Source organism: Nonomuraea sp. NPDC049141, from assembly GCF_040648415.1.
GTDB lineage: Bacteria > Actinomycetota > Actinomycetes > Streptosporangiales > Streptosporangiaceae > Nonomuraea.
The window spans coordinates 142,764-161,951 of the sequence record NZ_JBEZDR010000005.1 but is presented as its reverse complement, the minus strand read 5'-3'; the positions used below and the strand labels follow the sequence as shown (position 1 = coordinate 161,951).

Here is a 19,188-nt window from a genome sequence, read left to right as displayed (position 1 = left end):
TGGATACTGAACGGCATGCGCGTTGACTTCGACCCCGAGGCTCTGGGTGGGCCGGGTTTCTACCGGTTCATGACCTCGGTCGTCGTTCCGCGCCCGATCGCGTGGGTCTCCACCGTCACACCCGACGGAGCGGTGGACAATCTCGCGCCGCACTCCTTCTTCAGCATCGCCAGCACCGATCCGCCGATCGTGCAGTTCACCTCGATCGGTCGCAAGGACTCTCTGCGCAATGTCGAGGACACCGGAGAGTTCGTCATCAACTTCTGCTCCGAACCGAATCTGCACCTGATCCGCGACACCGCCACCGATTTCCCGCGGATCGTCAGCGAATTCGGCACCGCGGGAATCGAACGCGAACCCAGCCGTCACGTGCGCCCGCCCCGGGTGGCCAGCGCTCCCGTTGTCCTGGAGTGCCGTTCGCACACCACTCTGCGCATGGGCAACTCCACCATGGTTTTCGGCAGGATCTTCCTCGCGGCGGTGCACGAGGAGTACCTCGTCAACGGGCGCCCTGACGCCGAACTGCTGCGCCCGTTGACCAAGCTCGGCGGCGACGAGTGGGGGACGCTGGGCCAGATCATGCACCTGAGCCGCATCCCCTACGAGGAGCCGCGGGGCGAATGACTTCTCAGCAGGTCGAGTTGGTCTGGGTGAGCAGGGCCAGTCTCCAGGGCAGCGAGTTGTAGTCGCCGCCGGCGTTCGGGTCCAGGCCCTGGTACAGGTAGCGGAGTTGGCACGGGCTGATGGTCAGGGTCTGGTCGTAGCCGTCGCGGATCATCTCGCCGTGGCTGATGTCCTTGGTCCAGGCGGTGGAGTCGAAGGTGACGTTCGTACTGCGGGCGAACGGGTTGCTCTCGGTCGCGGCGAGTTGGCTCCACGGGCCGGTGATGGCGGTCGAGGTCCAGGAGCGGAAGTAGCGCCGGCCGTCGCTGCCGATGGCCTCCACCAGCAGCAGGTACTGGTTCGTGCCCTTGATCTTGTAGACGTTGGAGGCCTCGAAGAGGTTGTTCCTGTTGCTGTCCTGCATGGCGATGACGGTGTTGGTGAAGCCGTTGGGGAAGTTCGCCACGGTGGTCTGGGAGCGGTAGAGGTGGCCGTTGTCGTCGGAGGAGAACAGGTAGCAGTTGACCGTGTCGCAGATGACCCACATGTCGACCCAGTAGCCGTTGCCGATGTTCTGGCGGATGATGTCCGGCATGCTGGCGTAGAAGTTCTGCGGCGCGCTCCACGACCTCGGGTTGCTGATGTCGGTGGTGGTCGAGTACGAGGCGTTGCCGGTCTGGTAGACCAGATACCACTTGTTCTGCGGCGCGAAGTAGAACACCTGGGGCGCCGCCCGGTAGCCGGTGCCGATCGCGCTCTGGTCGAGATACGTGTGCGTGGCGGCGCCCGCCTGTGCCCAGTCGGTGAAGTTCAGGTAGACCATGTTGTAGCCGCTCGCGTTCGCGGTGCTGGCGAAGACGTGCCAGCGGCCGTTGTAGTAGACGACCGACGGGTCCTTGACGGCGGCGATGTTGTGGCTCGCGTCCGGTTTGGGGGCGATCAGCGCGGGGCTGGAGCGCCAGCGGAAGCTGCTGGGCAGCGTGCCGGTGCCGCCGGTGGGTGTGACCGTCGGGGTGGGCGTCGGGGTCGGCGTGCTGCCGGTGCAGGTGGTGCCGTTGAGCGCGAAGTCGGTCGGCGCCGGGTTGGCGGAGTTGTTCCAGGAGGCGTTGAAGCCGAACGACGTGCTGGCGCCGGTGGCCAGAGAGCCGTTGTAGGCGGCGTTGATGACGGTGACCTGGGCGGCGGACTGGGTGTAGGTGCCGTTCCAGAGCTGGGTGATGGCCTGGCCGGCGGTGAACGACCAGGTCAGATTCCAGCTGGTGAGCGGATCACCCAGATTGGTAACGCTAACACTGGCGCCATAACCGCTCTGCCATTGGCTGGTCACCGTATAGGTGATGCGGCAGCCCGGGGCGGCCTGGGCGGTGGGGGTGATGAGTGCGGCGGCGATCGCGGCCAAGGCCGCCGCGATGGCCCAGAACCGGGTGCGGTTGAGGTGCACTGCGTCCTCCGTGGGGGCGGGGCCGACGATGGCTGAGCGTCTCAGAAAGATTTCAGACCATCAAGCGAAACTTTCGAGGCGCGGCCATTCCCGCACGGTGGGGCCGTTGTGACGCTGAAACTTTCACCTCTCGGATGAGGCGTTCGCCGGTGTCCCGTCTCACTTCTGCGGGGAATTGCCGGTGATCGTAGGATCGTCCGCGTGGATCTGGACGACACCGCCGCCCGGCTCGGGGTACCCGTTGAGGATGTCGACCGTGTGCACCGGCTCGCCGGCGACCGGCCGTCGGCTCCGCTGCCCACCAAGGCCGACGCGCCCGCGATCCTCGACCGGCTCGCGGTGCGGCCGGACGACGCCGCCGAGATCATGGCGGGTTGGCCCGACCCCGACTCTCCACTGTGGACTCCGGAGCTGCGCTGGCTGCTCGACCGCTCGATCGCCCTGGTCCGCGCCGATCTCGGGGGCCACGGCTGGCTGTCGCCCGGTCCGGAGCTGCCGCGCGAACGAGGCCCCGCCTGGCGGCATCTCTACGTGTACGCGTACCTGGCCCTGGTCGACGTCGTCACGGGGTACCACCGCGACCACGGCATCGCCGATGCCGTGTCGTGGGCGACCCTCGCGGACCTGGGCCGCAACCTCGCGATCGACCGGCGGATGCACCGCGAGGGCTGGCCGGTCATGCAGAGCTGGCTGACGCTGCACGCGCGCGGCGCCATCTACGAGCTGGGCCGGCTGCAGCACCATCGCGGCGGCACCACCATCGACCTGCACATCCCCGAGTCGGGGCCGATGACCCCGGAGGCGGTCGCGGCGTCGCTCGACGAGGCCCGCGCGTTCTTCCCACGCCATTTCCCCGGCGAGCGCTACACGGCGTTCTCCTGCGGCTCGTGGCTGCTCGACCCGCAGCTACTGGAGTACCTGCCAGGGGACTCCAACATCGTCCGGTTCCAGCGGAGGTTCGAGCTGGAGCCCTACGAGGAGCCGGAAGGACAGGACGCCGACGTCGAGGTGCTGCGGTTCGTGTTCCGCACCTTGACCACGCCGCTCGACCGGCTGCCGCGCCGCACCGCGCTCCAGCGCGCGATCGTCGACCACCTGAAGGCCGGCCGCCACTGGCGCATCCGCCGCGGCCGCTTCCCGATCTAGCCGGGCCGAGACATCCAGCGACCTAGGCCGGCCGGGCCACCGCGCGCCAGCCGAAGGTGAGGGCGCCGGTCAGGAGCACCACGCCGGACAGCACACCGCTGATGAGCGGCACCCAGGCTACGGCGGCCGTCGACGCCAGAACGAGCCCGGCGGCGCCGAGCAGGGTGAGCACCACACCGGGTACGGCGATCCCCCAGTCCTTCCAGATCGGCGCCAACGCGATGAAATGGACACCGACCACGAACGCCACCCAGGCCACGTTGGTCTGTTCGGGGCGTTCCCAGGCGGCCAGCACCCGGATCCCGCCGAAGAGCAGAATCACCTCGGCGGCCACGATGATCAGGTAACCGCGGCCGAACATGTTCCGTCGCGGGCCCCCGACGGACCGCTCCTTCCTGGCGGTCATGATCCACATGGCGACAACACTCGCGGCCGCCAGGCAGGCGGCCACCCGCAGGAGGTTCGCGGTCAAGGTGTTCAGCGGGCTCTGCGCGTTGACGACGACGAAGACCGCGCCGAAGACCGCGCCAACCAGCAATCCAGTCATTCGCTGCATGACACCATTGAAGTGCGTACCGGAGTCCGTTCGCATGGGGGCTGGGGCGAGGACAAGGTAGACCTGGCACTACCCACGAGGGGCGCTACTTCGCCGTGCCGCGCAGATACGCCAGCACCGCCAGCACCCGCCGGTTGTCGTCCTCCGACGCGGGTAGCTCGAGCTTGGTGAACACGCTGGCCATGTGCTTGTTGATGGCCGCCTCGGAGACCGACAGGGCGCGGGCGACGGCGCTGTTGGTACGCCCTTCGGCGATCAGGGCGAGCACCTCACGCTCGCGCGGGCTCAGCCGGTGCGCCGGCTCGGTGACCTCCCTGGCCCTGGTCCAGGTCTGCTCGAACAGGTCGATGAGGGTGCTGATCAGACTCTGCTGCCTGATCACCAGGGCACCCGGCGAGTAGGCGACGGGGGTGATGCGGAGGAATGCCACCGTGCGGTCGAAGATGAGCAACTGCTGGATCGGCTCGTCGACGACTCGATGGAGGTCACCGGCGGCGTGCAGCTCCCTGAGCCGGGCCGCCTTGCGCGGGTCGTCCAGCACGCTCGTGTGGATGATCGTACGCATCGTCATGCCGTCCCGCAGGGCGTCGAGCACGTCGCGCCTGCTCTTCTGCTCCGCGCGCCCCTTCTCCGCCGAGCCCACCGGGTGCATGGCGCGCAGTTCGCGGGCTGAGCGCGAGGCATGCCCGATCTGCAGCCGAACGCATTCGCTGTTCTCCAGCCGTTCGACGTCGACGGGGATGCCGCGTAGCTCGCCCACCACCTCTTCCAGACGATGGGCAAGCTGGATCAACGACTCGCTCTCGTCCACACGTCTCCTTCGCCGCCCTCACGCAACGGCGGGCTCGCATCATCCGCACAATCCGAATGAGCAAACCTTAGCCGCGCGACCTGCAAGCTTGGGGGCTACTTGGCAGCGCAGAGGGCGGTGTCGAGGGCGGCGTTGACCTGCTTGGCGCCGGCCTGCGAGGTGGGAAGGGCGGTGACCGCGACGGTGGCGGCGCGGCCGTCCTCGGTGATGCCGGTACGGGTCTCGTAGCCGTCGATGTCGCCGCCGTGGCCGTAGGCGGACTCGCCACAGCTCAGCTTGATCTTGACGAGGCCGAGCCCGTACGTCCAGGTGGACGGGAGGCCGGGCGCCTTGATGGTCTGCTTCATCTGCTTGAGCTGGGCCGGCTTGAGCAGCTCACCGTCCATCAGCGCGGCCAGGAAGCGGTTGACGTCGCTCGGGGTGGCGATGAGCTGTCCGGCGGACCAGCCCCAGGACGGGTCCAGCTCGGTGATGTCCACCATCTTCTTCTTCTCGTCAGGGGTGTAGCCGTGGGGGTGGGCGCCGCGGATGGTCTGCTCGCCGATGCCCGGCCAGTAGGTGTCGCGCAGCCCGACCGGCTTGATGATCCGGTTGGTGATCTCCTCGCTGATCGGCCGGCCGGTGACCTTCTGTACGAGCAGGCCGAGCACCACGTAGCCGGTGTTGCTGTACAGCCAGCTCTTGCCGGGCGCGAAGTCCGGCTTGTGCGCCAGCCCGGTGTCGAGGAGTTCGCGAGGCTCGGTGTACTTGTGCCGGGTCTCCAGGATCGGCGGCATGTTCGCGGTGTAGCTGTGCAGGCCGCTGGTGTGCTGGAGCAGCTGCCGGACGGTGATCTTGCGGCCGTCGTTGCCGTTGCCGCGGATCAGCCTGGGCAGGTACTTCTCAATGGGGGCGTCCAGCCCGATCTTGCCCTCGCCGACCAGTTGCAGCACGACCACGGCGGTGAACATCTTGGTGTTGCTGGCGATCCGTACCCGGCCGTCGACCGGCACCTCGTCCCGCGTCTTCAGGTCGCCCACACCGGCGGTGTAGTCGCGGGTACGACCGTCGGCGTCCCGCACGGCGGCCAGCGTGCCGGGGAACCCGCCCTTGCCGACCAGACCGTCCAGGGCCTGCTGCACCGTGTCCGCGGAGTCGGCGGTCGCCGGCGCGGCGTTCAGGCTGAGGCCGCTCAGCGCGGCGATGGCCACCGCCGCCAGCGCCAGCCGGCCGCGACGCTTGGTGGAGGGGGACTTTACGGTGGCGTACGACATCGGGGGCTCCCTGCTCGGTGGCTCGTTTGCGATGTCACCAAGCATGTCGGCGGGACCCCTCCATGATCGATACCGCGCACTGGAGTCCGGAGGTACAGCCAGCGCTACCGAGGTCGTGCCGCCGGATCGGTGGGGGGAGACTGGGGAGGTGACCATCGAGAACAGCCCGCCCGCGACCAGCCCCTCCATCGTCCTGCTCACGCTGGCGCGCCGGATCGAGGCCGAGCTCGGGGCCGCTCTCGCGCCGCTCGATCTCACGGTCGGCCGGCTCGGCCTGCTCGGTCACATCGCCGGGGTGCCCGGGGTGTCGTTCAGCGATCTGGCGCGGATGTCGGGGACGACGGTCCAGAGCGTCCACACGGCGGTGAAGGTGCTCGCCGGGGCCGGGCTGGTGCGCGACAACACCGCCCGCGCGGGCTCCGCTTCGACGATCGAGCTCACGCCGGACGGCGCGCGCCTCCTGGAGGCGGCGAAGAAGGTGGTGGCGGAGGTGGACGAGCGGCTGTTCGGCCCGGCCGCGGACCCGATCCAACGGCAGGTCGCCGATGCTGTACGCGCCGCGTTCGACGGCAGCGCCCCGGCTTGACCCGCTGCGTTCGGCGGTGCCGCCACCTCCTGACCCGTCGCGAAAGGCAACCTTCAGGTTGTCTGAAGCTTCCGTGCTAGGCTTCAGGCTGCCTGAAGGTTGCCCTGGGGAGGGTCTGTGGAAAAGTTGCTGCTGTCGTTGCACGTGCTCGCGGGCATCGTGCTCGTGGGCGGCTCGGCCGTCGCGGCGAGCCTGTTTCCCCGGTACGCGCCGCTCGCCATCGGCGTTCCCGCCGGTGGCGCCCCAGGCGACGCGCCGCTTTCCGAAGAACGGAACCGGGCCGTGGCCGTCATGTTGCACCGCATCACCCGGGGCTACAGCGTCTTCGGCCTCGTCGTGCCCGTGGTCGGGATCGCCTTGGCCGTCGTCCAGGGCAGGATGGGGGAGATCTGGATCAACCTCTCCATGATTCTCACCGCCGCCGCGGGCGGCCTGCTGGCCGTGCAGATCTATCCACGCCAGCGCGACGCACTCGCCGAGCCCGGCAACGCCAAAGCGCTGCGCACGCTCTCCATGCTCGCCGGGATCTACAACCTGCTGTGGGCGGCCGTCGTCGTCATGATGATCGTCCGCCCGGGCGCCTACCGGTGAACCTACAGCTCCCAGCTATCAGGCTGGGAGCCATCGAGGTCGGTGAACCCGTACTCGTCCGCGAGCTGAGCGGAGCTGACAGACCGCTGGTTCCACCGCGCCCGGTCAGGGTCCGAGGCCAAGGCAACGACAGCACGGCCGACATATCTGGGTGACTCCGACGACGCGAACCCGTCCGGAGCGCACAACCGGAGTCTGCCCGGAATCCCGGCAATGTCCGCCATTCGGAGAGTGAGCGGCTACCCGCCTTCCGCCGTGGCCATCTGTCGGCGTTCCTCGCGGGTGGCGATGAGCCCAGCCGGCGCGAGGAGCTTGGACTCTTCGAACGGCGTCTCGGTGTTCGGCAGCGGCTCCTTGGCCTTGATCGCCTTCACCCACACCCGTATGGCGTCCACGATCACGATGATGATCAGGATGGCGAACAGCACGGCGAGGATCCCGTCGACGGTGGAATTGACCACGATCTGCCGCATCGCGTCGACGGTCTTGGCCGGAGCCAGCACCTGCCCCTGATCCAGCGCCCCCTGGAAGCGGGTGCGCTGTGCGAAGAAGCCGAGCGTCGGATCGCTGGAGAAGACCTTCTCGTAGCTCGCGGTCAGGGTGACCGCCGTGTCCCAGGCGAGTGGTATCGCGGTCACCCACGCCCATTTGAGCCGCCCGCTCTTGATCAACAGCGTGGTGGCGACGGTCAGTGCCACGGCGGCGAGCAACTGGTTGGCGATGCCGAAGAGCGGGAAGAGCTGGTTGATGCCGCCGAGCGGGTCGTTGACGCCTTGGTAGAGGAAGTATCCCCAGGCGCCCACGACCACCGCGCTGACCGCCGTCAGTCCGGGCCACCAGCTCACTCGGCCGATGGGCTTCCACAGGTTGCCCAGCGTGTCCTGGAGCATGAAGCGGCCCACCCTGGTCCCGGCGTCCACTGTGGTGAGGATGAAGAGCGCCTCGAACATGATCGCGAAGTGGTACCAGAACGCCTTCAACGCGGCTCCTCCGAGGAAGCCCGAGAAGATCTGCGAGATGCCGACGGCCAGAGTGGGCGCGCCCCCGGTCCGCGCGATCAATGTCTGTTCTTGTACGGCTTGCGCCTCCGCCTGCAACTGCTCGGGCGTGATGACGAAGCCCATGTTGCTGACCGCTTGCGAGGCGGACTGGACGGTGGCGCCGACGACCCCCGCCGGGGAGTTCATCGCGAAATACAGCCCGGGGCTCAGCAGAGAGGCCGCGGTGATGGCCATGACGGCGACGAACGACTCCATGAGCATGGCGCCGTAACCGATCATCCGGACCTGGGTCTCCTTCTGGATCATCTTGGGCGTCGTGCCGGAGGCGATCAGCGAGTGGAATCCCGACAAGGCTCCGCAGGCGATGATGATGAACACGAAGGGAAACAGCGACCCCGCGAAAACCGGCCCCTTGCCGTTGAAGGCGAACGCGGTGAACGCGGTGTTCTTCAACGGGGGCAGGGTGATGGCCACGCCGATGGCGAGCAGCACGATGGTGCCGATCTTCATGAACGTGGACAGGTAGTCACGGGGTGCCAGCAGCATCCACACGGGCAGCACCGCGGCGACGAAGCCGTAGGCGATCAGCCACAGCGCCAGCGATGACTGGCTCAGCGTGAACGTGGCCGCCCAACTCGACTCCTGGATCCAGCCGCCGGCCACGATCGCCAGAATCAGCATCCCGACGCCGATCAGGGTGGTCTCCACAACCCGGCCGGGCCGGATCGTGCGCATGTAGAACCCCATGAACAGGGCGATCGGGATGGTCATCGCGAGAGAGAAGACGCCCCAAGGGGATTTGGCCAGGGCGCCCACCACGACCAGCGCCAGCACAGCCAGCAAGATGATCATGATGGCGAAGACGGCGACGAGCGCCGCCGCACCGCCTACCGGGCCGATCTCCTCGCGAGCCATCTGCCCCAGACTCTTGCCGTCACGCCGCATGGAGAAGAACAGGATCACCATGTCCTGCACGGCCCCAGCGAAGATCACGCCGGCGACGATCCAGATGGTGCCTGGCAAGTAGCCCATCTGGGCCGCCAGTACCGGTCCCACCAGTGGCCCGGCTCCGGCGATGGCGGCGAAGTGGTGGCCGAACAGGATCCGTCGGTCCGTGGGGTGGTAGTCGATGGCGTTGTTGAGCCGCTCGGCAGGAGTGGCCCGGCGGCTGTCCGCGCCCAGCACTTTGTGCAGGATGAACCGGGCGTAGAAGCGGTAGGCGATGGCGTAGGAGCCGAGCGCCGCGGCCAACAGCCAAACCGCGTTGACGTTCTCGCCTCGGGACAGGGCGAGCACTCCCCATCCCATAGCGCCGATGGCGGCGACCAACGTCCAGATGATGATGGAACGGGCTTTCATCGGTTGCCTCCCCACACGGGCCGGCCCAGGCAGCATCGCAGTCCCGCGTCCGGTGGCAGATCGGTCGTGAAGTGTCGCCAACGCCACATCGGGCGGCAGTCGACCGTGACCAGCAGGTCGGCGAGATGTACCCAGGCGATGGGATGGGCGTAAACCAGATCCGTCTCCAGCGGCCGCGCCCGCCGGGGCAGACTGGACCGCCGCAGTGGCCGGATCGAGAACTCTCCGGCGCTCGCACAGCACAGGCCGGTGGCATGCCAGTCGAAGAAGACCACTTCATCGGTGCGCAGCGCTTCGCGGGCGGCGGTTGTGAGCGTGATCCTGGACATCCGCGGCTCCTGCATCCCAGGTATCCCGGACGCTACCCAGGCACATGTGGCCGAAACGCCGCGTCAATGTGCCAGAGCCAACCAATCAGCAGGTCAGCGTGGTAGGGCGGAGGCAACACGAACCCACGATCCACGGTCCGCCGGTCGTCGTGATGATCGTCCGCTCGGGCGCCTCATGGTGAACGCGGTGATCAGAGGAAGGTGAGCGAGTCGCCGGCGCGTTCGCGCAGGGCGGCGATGACGCTCGCGAGCGGGCCGCCGCGAGCCGCTGTGCTCGCGGGCCAGACGACGCCGAGCCGGAAGTGCAGGTCCGGGTCATCCAGCGGCACGAGGACCAGCCCGGTCTCAGCGAGGATGCGGCCCGCGATCGTGCTGGGCGTGGTCAGGGACAGGGCGCGCGAGTGGGTGACGTGCGCGGCGATCTGTACGACGTCGCTGTGCGGCAGCTCCCGGATCCGGGTGACCCCGCCCTCGCGCAGGTGATCGCGCAGTCCCTTCATCACCGTCGGGTGCACCTTGAACGAGGTGAGCAGCAACTGCCGGTCGGCCAGATCGCCGAGCGTGAGCCGGGCACGGCCGGCGAGCGGGTCGTCGGCGCGCATGGCGATGGCGAAGCGGTATTCGGCGAGGGCGAGACTGTCGAGGCCGGGGCCGTCCACGGGCAGGTGGACGACGGCGATGTCCAGCTTGTGCGTCGCCAGCAGGGCGAGCAGCCCCGCCGACGGCTCCAGGCTCACCGGCAGCTCGATCCCGGGGCTCACCTGCTCGAACGTCTCCAGCACCAAATCCAGGACCTGGGTGGGGGCGAGCGGCGTAGCCCCCACGCGCATGACGTCGGCGTCGGCGGCGGGTCCGGCCGCGACGTCCGCCAGCGCGTCGAAGCGGGCCAGCACGTCGCGGGCGGGCTCCAGGAACGCCCGTCCGAAGGCGGTCAGCTCGACCTGGTGGTAGCCGCGGTCGAACAGGTCCTTGCCGAGCTCCTTCTCCAACTCCCGGATGCGGCGGCTGAGCGGGGAGGACGTCACGTGCAGCCGTTCGGCGGCGTGGCCGAAGTGGAGCTCCTCGGCCACGGCCACGAAGTAGCGGAGCTGCTGGATGTCCATCCAGCTCAGGGTAGCGGCGGCCCCCGGCGATCAGTTCGCGGGCCGGAACACGGGGATCGCCTCACCCTCCTCGGGCCGTTCGAAGGCGACGCGCACCCGCATACCGCCGTGCACCTCCTCGGGCGCGACGCCGTTGAGCTGGACCTGCATCCACGGCTCCTCGTCCAGCTCGACGATCGCGACCACGGTGGGCGGGGCTCCCTTGGCATGCACCACGGACCAGCTCACGACCTGGCCGGTCCCGGCGGCTGGAGTCCAGGACAGGGCGGGCGAGCCGCAGTGCGGGCAGGTGCGGGCCTGCGGCGCGGCGGGGCCGCGGCACTCCTCGCAGCGCCTGATCAGCAGTTCGCCGCGCGCGGTGCCGTCGAAGAACTCGGCGGTGGCGGCGTCGCGGTGGACGGTTCCCACGGGCATCGGCGTGCTCCTATCGCGCGTGCGGGCTGAGGATGAGGGTGGAGTGATGGTCGAGGACGCCGCCGTTGCCGCTGACCAGCACCATGTCGTTGCGCGGGGCCTGCCGGTCGCCGCCCTGGCCGCGGGCCTGAATGACGGCCTCCGACAGCGGGGTCATCCCCCACATGTAGTACGAGGACAGCTGCCCGCCACCGGTGTTGACCGCGAGGCTGCCCTCCGGCCCGAGCACCCCACTGGCGACGAAGGGGCCGCCTTCGCCCTTGGCGCAGAAGCCGTAGTCCTCCAGGGAGATGAGCGCGGTGTAGGTGTAGCAGTCGTACAGCTCGGCGACGTCGATGTCGGCGATCGTGATCCCGGCCATCTTCAGCGCCGTGGGACCCGACAGGGCGGCACCGCTGACCAGCCCGAACTCGCTGTCCTTGCCCATGACGTACCCGGGGTGCGCCTGCCCCCAGCCACGGATGTGCACGGCGGGCTGGGCGAGGTCGGCGGCCCGGTCGGCGGAGGTGACGATCACCGCGACGCCGCCGTTGCTGACCAGGCAGCAGTCGAGGAGGTGGAAGGGCTCGGCGATCCACCGGGAGCTCTGATGGTCCTCAAGGGTGATCGGGGTGCGCAGCTGTGCCAGCGGGTTCCGGCCCGCCCAGGCACGTTGCGCGACGGCGATGTGTCCGAGTTGTTCGCTGGTGGTGCCGTACGTCGCCATGTGCCGGCGGGCGGCCAGCGCGTACATGCTGTTCGCGCTGTAGATGCCGGAGGCCGCGGCCATGCCCTGCCAGCCGGTCAGGGTCCGCGCGCCGGCGTAGGCGGCGCCGCCGCCCATCGACCTGTCCTTCAGCGGAGCGTCGGCGAACACGCAGGCCACGACGTCGGCCATGCCGGAGGAGACGGCCATGGCGGCGTACTGCACCATGGCCCCGGCCGACGAGCCGTACCCCTGCACCTCCGACAACAGGCGCAGGTGGCGCAGCCCGAGGTCGCGCTGGAGGGACAGGCCGACGTCGCCGGTGATGCCGGTGTTGGTCAGCAGGCCGTCCACCTGGTGCAGGTCCAGCCCGGCGTCGGCGGCGGCGCGGCGTACGGCGTCGGCGGCGAACTCGGGCGCGCTGCGGCCGTAGACCTTGCCCATCTCGGTGATGCCGAGACCGGCGATGACAGGTGCGCGGTTCATCGTCCCTCCCAAACCGGGGCGCGCTTCTCGGCGAAGGCGCGCGGCCCCTCCTTCGCGTCCGCCGACCGCATGATCGCGGCGGTCTCGGCGGCGGTCCGCTCCCAGGCGGCCTGCTCCGACGGGATCGCGCCGTCGGAGATGCCCCGCGCGATCCGCTTGCTGGCCTGCACGGACAGCGGCGCGTTCGCGCTGATCGTCTCGGCCAGGGCCAGCGCGGCCGGTACGACCTGGTCCGGCGGTACCACCCGGTTGATCAGGCCGAGCCGCAGGGCGTCGGCGGCGCTCACGGGCTCACCGGTCAGCAGGATCTCCAGGGCGGCCTTGGCGGGCAACTGCGCGGCCAGCCGGAACGCGCCGCCCGCGCCCGCGATGATGCCGCGCTTGACCTCGGGCAGCCCGAACGCGGCCGTCTCGGCGGCCACCACCAGATCGGCCCACAGGGCGATCTCGGTGCCGCCACCCAGCGCGAACCCGTTGACGGCGGCGATGACCGGCTTGGCGATGGGGTGCGTGACGCATCCGGCGAAGCCCCAGTGCGGCTTGAACCCCTCGGTGGAGAACTCGCCGCGGGCCACCGCCTTCAGGTCGGCGCCGGCGCAGAACGCCTTGTCCCCGGCTCCGGTCAGCACCACGGCGCGTACCGAGGAGTCGGCGTCGGCCTCGTCCAGAGCCTCGCCGACGGCGCGGGTCAGGTCGGCGTTGACGGCGTTGCGCACCTCGGGACGGTTCAAGGTGATCAACATGATGTGGTCGCGGCGCTCGACGAGCGCGGCGGGCTCACCCACGGTCAGTTCCTCTCGTTCTGCATGGTTGGTTCCTCCAGCACGCCCGCCTCGATGAGCGCCTGGATCTCGGACTCGGCCAGGCCGAGCAGCTTGGCGGCCAGCATCCGGGTGTGCTCCCCGGCCAGCGGCGCCGGCCGTAGCTCGGGGTCGGCGACCCCCCGGAACGTGGCCGGGGCGTTCTCCGTGCGCAACGCGTGGCCGATGGTCGGGTGATGCGTCTCGCGCAGGAATCCACGGGCCGTGAGCTGGGGATCGTCGAGGTACTCGGTGACGCGCCGCATCATCCCGGCGGGCACTCCGGCCGCCTGCAGCCGTTCCATGGCCTCGCGCGGCGGGGTGCCGGTCGTCCACGCGGTCACGGCCGCGTCCACGAGGTCGCGGTGCGCGCGCCGGCCGGCCGCGTCGCCCAGCCGGGCGTCGGCGCGCAGGTCGGCGCGGCCGATGACGGCGCACAGGCCGCGCCACTGCTCGTCGTCCTCGACGCTCACCACGCACCACTCGTCGTCGCCCGCGCACGGGTAGACGCCCTGGGGCGCGTCCCACTCGCCCCTGTTGCCGTAGGCGGTGAACGAGCCGGGCTCCAGCGACTCGCGCAGGAAGCCGGTGGACAACTGGGTGAGGATGGTCTCGGCCTGGGAGACGCTGATCGTGCCGCCCTTCCCGGTACGCCGGCGTTCGATCAGCGCGGCGGCCACGGCGACCGCGCCGACGCGGGCGGCGATGTGGTCGGGGAAGATCGTGATGGCGTCGCAGAACCCGGCCTCGACGTCGGTGTCGCGCCAGAGCCCGGTGACCCCGGTGCCGGCGCGGACGAGCGGGCCGTAGCCCATCCGCCTGCTCCACGGCCCGGTCGAGCCCAGGGCGCTGCTGTCGGCCATGATGATGCGCGGGTTCAGCTCGCTGATGACGTCGTAGCCGAGGCCGAGGGACTCCAGCGTGCCGGGCTTGAAGTTGGACAGGATGACGTCCGACTCCTTGGCGAACCGCTTGAAGAGCTCCAGGCCCTCCGGGGAGCGGAGGTTGATGCCGGCGCTGAGCTTGTTGCGGTGACCCCAGGCGAAGCCGACGCTCATGGCCTCGCCGGTCAGCGACTGGCGGCTGCCGTCCGGGTACGCCCGGCTCTCGACCTTGATGACCTCGGCGCCCTGGTCGGCGAGCAGCCGCCCCAGCTCGGCCCCGACCACGATGACACCGAGGTCGAGCACGCGGATCCCGTCAAGCGGCCGCCGCGGGCCCGCGGGTTCGGTGGGCTTGGTGATCCTCGCGCGGGGTGGCTCGGCGGACACCTCGTCGTCGTGCTCGCCCACCTCGGGAGCCCGGTGCCGGAATCCCGCGCGTACCCCGTTCACCTCGACGTACCCGGACGGCACCCGCCCGGTCAGCCCGGGGGCGACCTCGGCGTCGAGCAGCCCGCCGCGGGCCAGGAAGTGCGGGCCGGCCAGCACCTCGCCCGGATCGAGCAGCGCCGCGATCGGCACGCCCAACTCCTGGCCGCGCGCCACCAGCTCGTCCTTGGTCTGGTCCCTGAACAGCGCGCCGATCAGGGCGTGCAGCCGCTCGGTGGCGCCGAACCGGGCGGCGATCGAGTCGTACTTGGGGTCGGCGAACTCCTCGGGCTCGCCGAGCCAGCCGAACATCCCGCGCCACTGCCGCCTGGCCAGCACGCAGATCCGCACATACCCATCCGCGCAGGGGAAGATCGGGTACAGGTTGCCCGCGTCCGGGCGGCCGCGGGGCAGCTTGGTGGCCGGGACGCCGCCGGTGGCCGAGCCGCCGATGCCGAAGCCGGGGTCCAGCGCCTGGGCGGTCATCTCGTACACCGAGCAGTCGACGTGATCGCCGCGCCCGGTCTCCAACCGGTTCAGGTACGCCAGCAGGGCCGCCCACGCGGCCTGGATCGCCGCCGACTCGTAGGCCAGCGGCCCCGGCGGCATGACCGGCCGCCGGCCCGGGATGCCCGAACGCGACAGCACCCCGCCGAGCGCCAGGTGCGTCCAGTCGGTGCCGGTCCAGTCCCGGTACGGTCCCGTCTGCCCGAAATCGGTGATCGAGACGACGACCAGCGCCGGATTACGGGCGAGCAGCGTGTCCACGCCCAGGCCGAGCCGGTCGAGGGTGCCGGGCCGTTCGGTCTCGATGAGGAAGTCCGCGCCCGCCGCCAGGTCGAGCAGCCCGAAACGGCCTGCGGGGTCGCTCAGGTCCAGGGTGATGCCGCGCTTGTTGGCGTTGTGCGTGGCGAAGTAGAGGCTCACGCCGTCGTGGAGCGGTTCCCGCCGGCGGGTGGGCGCGCCCCCGGGTGGCTCGACGCGGATGACGTCGGCTCCGAGGTCGGCGAGGTACCGGCCGCACATCTCGGCCTTGCCGTCCGCCAGGTCGATGACGCGGAGGCCGGCGAGGGGAAGGCCCCTGATCGCGGGCATGGTGAATCACCCCAGTGTGTGAAGAGTGTGCGTGAATGACGCCAGACGTGGCCTGTCACGGACCTCGGAGGCGATCCGGACCGGCGGCCGACGGCTCAGGCTTGCGCGCCGGATTTGTTACCGACAGGTGTCTTATGACGGAGAATGCCACGACGATTCCTGTCTGAAAACGTCCGAAACGGCAACGTGGCACGCGTCCCGATCGGCAACGTGTGAACGGCGCTCGTTTCGGCCGGATTACCGGGCCCCCACCGTGATGCGCGGGTTGACGTGCGATGACGGTCTGTCACAGACTCCCGCTCATGGACGTACAGCAGCTGCGGTGCTTCCTCGCCGTCGCCGAGGAACTGCATTTCGGTCGTGCCGCGGAGCGGCTGCACCTGACGCCGTCGCCGGTCAGCCGCGCCGTGAAGGACCTGGAGCGAGAGCTGGGAGCCGAGCTGTTCGTCCGCCGCTACCACCAGGTCGAGCTGACCTCCGGCGGCACGGCCCTGGTCGAGCGGGTACGCGGCATCCTGGAGCAGGTGGACGGCCTGAAGGAGGCCATTCACCAGGCGTCGGCCGCAGAGAGCCGGGTGATCCGCGTGGGCGGCACGCATCTGTGCCCGCCCGCGGTGATGGACCGGTTCGTGGCGGTGGCCGAGCAGCGGTTCCCCGCGCACACCGTGGACGTGACGATGGCGCCGTCCGCCGAGCTGCTGCCCGCCCTGGAGCGGGGTGAGCTGGAGGCGGTCCTGGTGCACCTGCCGCTGGACCGGCTTGAGCTGGACAGTTTGGTGGTCGCCCGGTACATGTTCTCGGTGGTGATCCGGGCCGATGACCCGCTGGCCGGTGCTCCGGAGCTGACGTTGAAGGACTTCGCGGATCGGACGTTGACCGTCGGACCGCCCACGCCTCAGCCGGTGGCGATGAACCGGCTGCACCAGCGGCTGAAGGACGCCGGCATCACCTCGTTCCACCAGATGCCGGACAACGACTCGGTCATGCTGGCCAGCCACGTCCGTCGCAGCCACGGCCTCACCCTGACGATCGATCCGCGCAACGGCGGCAGCGCCAGCGTCTTCGACGACCCGGCCTTCGCGGTGATCCCGCTCCGCGAGGACATGGAGTTCCTGCTCGGAGTGGCTTGGCGGCGCTCCCGGGTGGAGCGGGAACCCTTGGTGAGCGACCTCGTCGCGGCCATGCGCGAAGAGTGGGCCGCACAGGCCCTGACCCTGTAGCTCTCCCCGCTCGGCGCGTCGCGATTCCGCGCACGTTGCGGTTTGGCGCATGTGCACGTGCGCCAAACCGCGATGGTCACCGCCGCCGTGACCTGCCTACCGTTCGTCGCACCGCCTCTATGTGAGCCCCGCCACAAGCCCCGCCGCTAGAGAGCGCCTCCAGCCCACGCTCCATTCGTCCCATTCCAGGAGGCCGCGATGTCTCAAATGCCCCTCGATCCGCCTGCGCCGGTGTCGGCCCGCGGCGTGGACGCCCGCATCGACGCGATGCCCAAGGTTGGGCTCAACCGGGCGGCCTGGCTCGCCCTCATGCTCTGCTTCTTCTTCGCCAACTACGACATCTCCGTCCTCGCCATCACCCTGCCGGCCATGCGCGACGAGTTCGGGCTGGCCGGGGCCGCGCTGGGGTACCCGGTCACCTGGAATCTCGTCGGCTACTGCATCGGCGCCTACCTGTTCGGGCGCGTCGCCGACCGGTACGGCCGGCAGAAAGGCCTGACGCTGACCATCGCCGCGCTCGGCGTCGGCGGGTTCCTGACGGCGTTCTCGTGGGACGTGTGGTCGCTGACGTTCTTCCGGTTCCTGACCGGCTGCGGGATGGGCGCCGTGCTCGCGCTGTGCTCGGCCTACATCGGGGAACTCGCCCCGAAGAACCAGCGCGGCGGCTACCTGTCGCGCCTGTACATGGTCGGCACCGTGCTGCTCCTGGTCATCGGGTTCGCCTCGCTGCCGGTGCTGGCGGCCTCCGCCACCGGCTGGCGCTTCCTGCTGGGCTTCGGCGGCCTGGTGCTGCTGGTGCTGCCACTGGTCAACAAGAACGCCCTGGTGGAGTCGCCACGCTGGCTGGTCGCGATGGGCCGGGCGGAGGAGGCCGACCACATCGTCCGTCAGATGGAGTCCCGCGTGGGCCTGCCGCCTGGCGGCACTCTCCTCACCGACGACCTCCTCGATGAGGAGAGTGCCCCCGCCGAGGGGGAGGTGTCCGCCCGGGCCCTGTTCAAGGCCCCGTACCTGGCCCGCATGCTCATCGTGCTGGGCTTCTGGTTCATCTTCTACGTGGCCATGTACGGCTACGCCAGCTACCTGCCGCTCATCCTCGAAGGCATCGGCATCTCGACCTCCAAGGCGATCCTGGTCACCGTGCTGGGCCGGGTCATGCCGCTGATCTCCGTCCTCGCGGCCGTACTGCTGGTGGAGCGGATGGAACGCCGCACCATGATCGTCATCGGCACCCTGGTGTTCGCCGCGTCCCTGCTGCTCATCACCCTGGACCTAGGCGAGGCGGTCGCCACCGCCGGGGCCCTGCTCAGCTCGTTCGGCATCGCCTTCATGGCCACCCCGGCCTACACCTACACCGCCGAGGTCTTCCCCACCCGCGCCCGCGGCACCGCCTCGGCCATCGCCGACGGTGTCGGCCACCTGGGCGGCGCCGTCACGCCCTTCGTGGTGCTCCCCATCCTCACGAGCTTCGGCGCGCGACCGGCGTCCTTCGTGATGGTCGGCCTGCTCGTCATCGCCGCCGCCATCATCCGCCTCGGCGTCCGAACCCGCGACCGCTCCCTGACCGACATCGCCGCCTGACTCCCATCAGGCGGTTCGCTAACCGTACGCTTTGCCGACACCCTTGAGCAGGTGCTCAAGGGTGTCATAGGACGGGATGTCGACCACGTCGATGAGGTCTTTCGCGACGGGCACGTGGTGGTCCGCGGCAACCTTGGCGAACTGGGTGGCGTCGCCCGAGCGGAACCCGTGTTCGGCGGCGAGGTGCGCGGGTCCGTCGTGGAGACCAGGATGTTCTTGCCGACGGGATAGACGGTGTTGCCCGTGAGCTGGCTCCACTTGACGTCTGTGGTGAGCAGTTCGAGGTAGCGGTCGACGTTGAAGGTCAGGACGGCACCCTGTTTCACGACGCCCGCCTTGGTCAGCAGGGCCGCGATCGGCTTGAACGTCGCGATCGCCATCGGGGAGGAGAACGGCGTGTATTTCGCGCTGACATGACGCTTGCGCTGGATCAACTCGCCCGCCGGCGCGCTTGACGGAAAGGCGAAGTCATAGCGTCCGAGGTCGATCGAGGTGGCGATCTGGCGGGAGCCGGCCGGTTCGACTTCGACCTTCACTCCCTTGGCGGCGAAGGCCTTCAGCACCTGTGGATCCTCGAAGAACGCCTTCTTCTCGGAGCCGATCACGCCGCGCACGGTAGTGAGTGGAGGCGGCGGCGTCTCTTTCTGGCTGATGTTCACGACCACCACGGCGGCGACCACGGCGACCGCGACACCCAGGAGCAGCGAGAGAAATCCCTTGCCGCGGATTCGCGATAAACGATTGCTTTCTGGAGAATGACGTCTGGGTGAATCAGGAGTGTCCGGCGCCGGGTTCGCTGAGGCCTTCGGCTGAACGTC

General features: G+C 69.4%; 17 protein-coding genes and 1 pseudogene. 6 read left to right on the top strand and 12 right to left on the bottom strand.

Features of this window, described 5'->3' with window-relative positions:
• Positions 1–15: 15 nt before the first annotated feature.
• Positions 16–624, top strand: a complete 609-nt coding sequence (locus AB0B91_RS16760; protein WP_358319629.1) for a flavin reductase family protein — start codon at positions 16–18, stop codon at positions 622–624.
• A gap of 4 nt (positions 625–628) precedes the next feature.
• On the opposite strand, the gene AB0B91_RS16755 is transcribed toward AB0B91_RS16760, so the two are convergent.
• Positions 629–2,044 (bottom strand): non-reducing end alpha-L-arabinofuranosidase family hydrolase, encoded by a 1,416-nt coding sequence (locus AB0B91_RS16755; RefSeq protein ID WP_358319626.1) that lies wholly within the window; start codon positions 2,042–2,044, stop codon positions 629–631.
• Positions 2,045–2,245: 201 nt separating this feature from the next.
• Here AB0B91_RS16755 and AB0B91_RS16750 point away from each other — a divergent pair, with 201 nt between their 5' ends.
• Complete coding sequence (locus tag AB0B91_RS16750) at positions 2,246–3,190, top strand: acyltransferase domain-containing protein (protein ID WP_358319623.1); 945 nt, start codon at positions 2,246–2,248, stop codon at positions 3,188–3,190.
• Positions 3,191–3,212: 22 nt separating this feature from the next.
• Here the strand turns inward: AB0B91_RS16750 and AB0B91_RS16745 are convergent, their stop codons facing one another.
• The 3 genes from AB0B91_RS16745 to AB0B91_RS16735 form a co-directional block, all read right to left on the bottom strand.
• Positions 3,213–3,737, bottom strand: a complete 525-nt coding sequence (locus AB0B91_RS16745; RefSeq protein WP_358319620.1) for a hypothetical protein — start codon at positions 3,735–3,737, stop codon at positions 3,213–3,215.
• A gap of 94 nt (positions 3,738–3,831) precedes the next feature.
• Entirely contained in the window at positions 3,832–4,557 is a 726-nt protein-coding gene (locus AB0B91_RS16740; protein ID WP_358319618.1) for a helix-turn-helix transcriptional regulator, read from the bottom strand.
• Positions 4,558–4,652: 95 nt separating this feature from the next.
• Positions 4,653–5,810 (bottom strand): serine hydrolase domain-containing protein, encoded by a 1,158-nt coding sequence (locus AB0B91_RS16735; RefSeq protein WP_358319616.1) that lies wholly within the window; start codon positions 5,808–5,810, stop codon positions 4,653–4,655.
• Between the two features lie 148 nt (positions 5,811–5,958).
• On the opposite strand from AB0B91_RS16735, the gene AB0B91_RS16730 reads away from it, so the two are divergent.
• Positions 5,959–6,396, top strand: a complete 438-nt coding sequence (locus AB0B91_RS16730; protein WP_358319613.1) for a MarR family winged helix-turn-helix transcriptional regulator — start codon at positions 5,959–5,961, stop codon at positions 6,394–6,396.
• Between the two features lie 117 nt (positions 6,397–6,513).
• A complete protein-coding gene (locus AB0B91_RS16725; protein ID WP_358319610.1) occupies positions 6,514–6,987 on the top strand; it encodes a hypothetical protein in 474 nt (157 codons plus the stop codon).
• Positions 6,988–6,989: 2 nt separating this feature from the next.
• Here the strand turns inward: AB0B91_RS16725 and AB0B91_RS16720 are convergent.
• The 8 genes and pseudogenes from AB0B91_RS16720 to AB0B91_RS16685 form a co-directional block, all read right to left on the bottom strand.
• Positions 6,990–7,148: pseudogene (locus AB0B91_RS16720) on the bottom strand (short-chain dehydrogenase); the annotation flags it as partial.
• A gap of 78 nt (positions 7,149–7,226) precedes the next feature.
• The gene (locus tag AB0B91_RS16715) at positions 7,227–9,347 is read right to left on the bottom strand and encodes a carbon starvation CstA family protein (RefSeq protein WP_358319607.1); all 2,121 of its coding nucleotides are present in this window, start codon (positions 9,345–9,347) and stop codon (positions 7,227–7,229) included.
• A complete protein-coding gene (locus tag AB0B91_RS16710; RefSeq protein WP_358319604.1) occupies positions 9,344–9,676 on the bottom strand; it encodes a hypothetical protein in 333 nt (110 codons plus the stop codon). The genes AB0B91_RS16715 and AB0B91_RS16710 overlap by 4 nt, the downstream gene beginning before the upstream one ends.
• Before the next feature lie 191 nt (positions 9,677–9,867).
• Complete coding sequence (locus AB0B91_RS16705; RefSeq protein ID WP_358319601.1) at positions 9,868–10,779, bottom strand: LysR family transcriptional regulator; 912 nt, start codon at positions 10,777–10,779, stop codon at positions 9,868–9,870.
• Between the two features lie 30 nt (positions 10,780–10,809).
• Complete coding sequence (locus AB0B91_RS16700) at positions 10,810–11,193, bottom strand: OB-fold domain-containing protein (RefSeq protein WP_358319598.1); 384 nt, start codon at positions 11,191–11,193, stop codon at positions 10,810–10,812.
• A 10-nt stretch (positions 11,194–11,203) separates the two neighbouring features.
• Positions 11,204–12,364, bottom strand: a complete 1,161-nt coding sequence (locus tag AB0B91_RS16695) for a thiolase family protein (protein ID WP_358319595.1) — start codon at positions 12,362–12,364, stop codon at positions 11,204–11,206.
• Positions 12,361–13,149: a crotonase/enoyl-CoA hydratase family protein gene (locus AB0B91_RS16690; RefSeq protein ID WP_358319593.1), complete on the bottom strand. Its 789-nt coding sequence runs from the start codon at positions 13,147–13,149 to the stop codon at positions 12,361–12,363. Before AB0B91_RS16690 ends, AB0B91_RS16695 begins: the two co-directional genes overlap by 4 nt.
• A gap of 2 nt (positions 13,150–13,151) precedes the next feature.
• Complete coding sequence (locus AB0B91_RS16685; RefSeq protein WP_358319590.1) at positions 13,152–15,569, bottom strand: CoA transferase; 2,418 nt, start codon at positions 15,567–15,569, stop codon at positions 13,152–13,154.
• Positions 15,570–15,871: 302 nt separating this feature from the next.
• Here AB0B91_RS16685 and AB0B91_RS16680 point away from each other — a divergent pair, with 302 nt between their 5' ends.
• Both AB0B91_RS16680 and AB0B91_RS16675 read left to right on the top strand, forming a co-directional pair.
• On the top strand, positions 15,872–16,789 hold the full coding sequence (locus AB0B91_RS16680) for a LysR family transcriptional regulator (RefSeq protein ID WP_358319587.1): 918 nt from the start codon (positions 15,872–15,874) through the stop codon (positions 16,787–16,789).
• A 198-nt stretch (positions 16,790–16,987) separates the two neighbouring features.
• On the top strand, positions 16,988–18,370 hold the full coding sequence (locus AB0B91_RS16675; RefSeq protein WP_358319584.1) for an MFS transporter: 1,383 nt from the start codon (positions 16,988–16,990) through the stop codon (positions 18,368–18,370).
• Positions 18,371–19,188 lie beyond the last annotated feature (818 nt).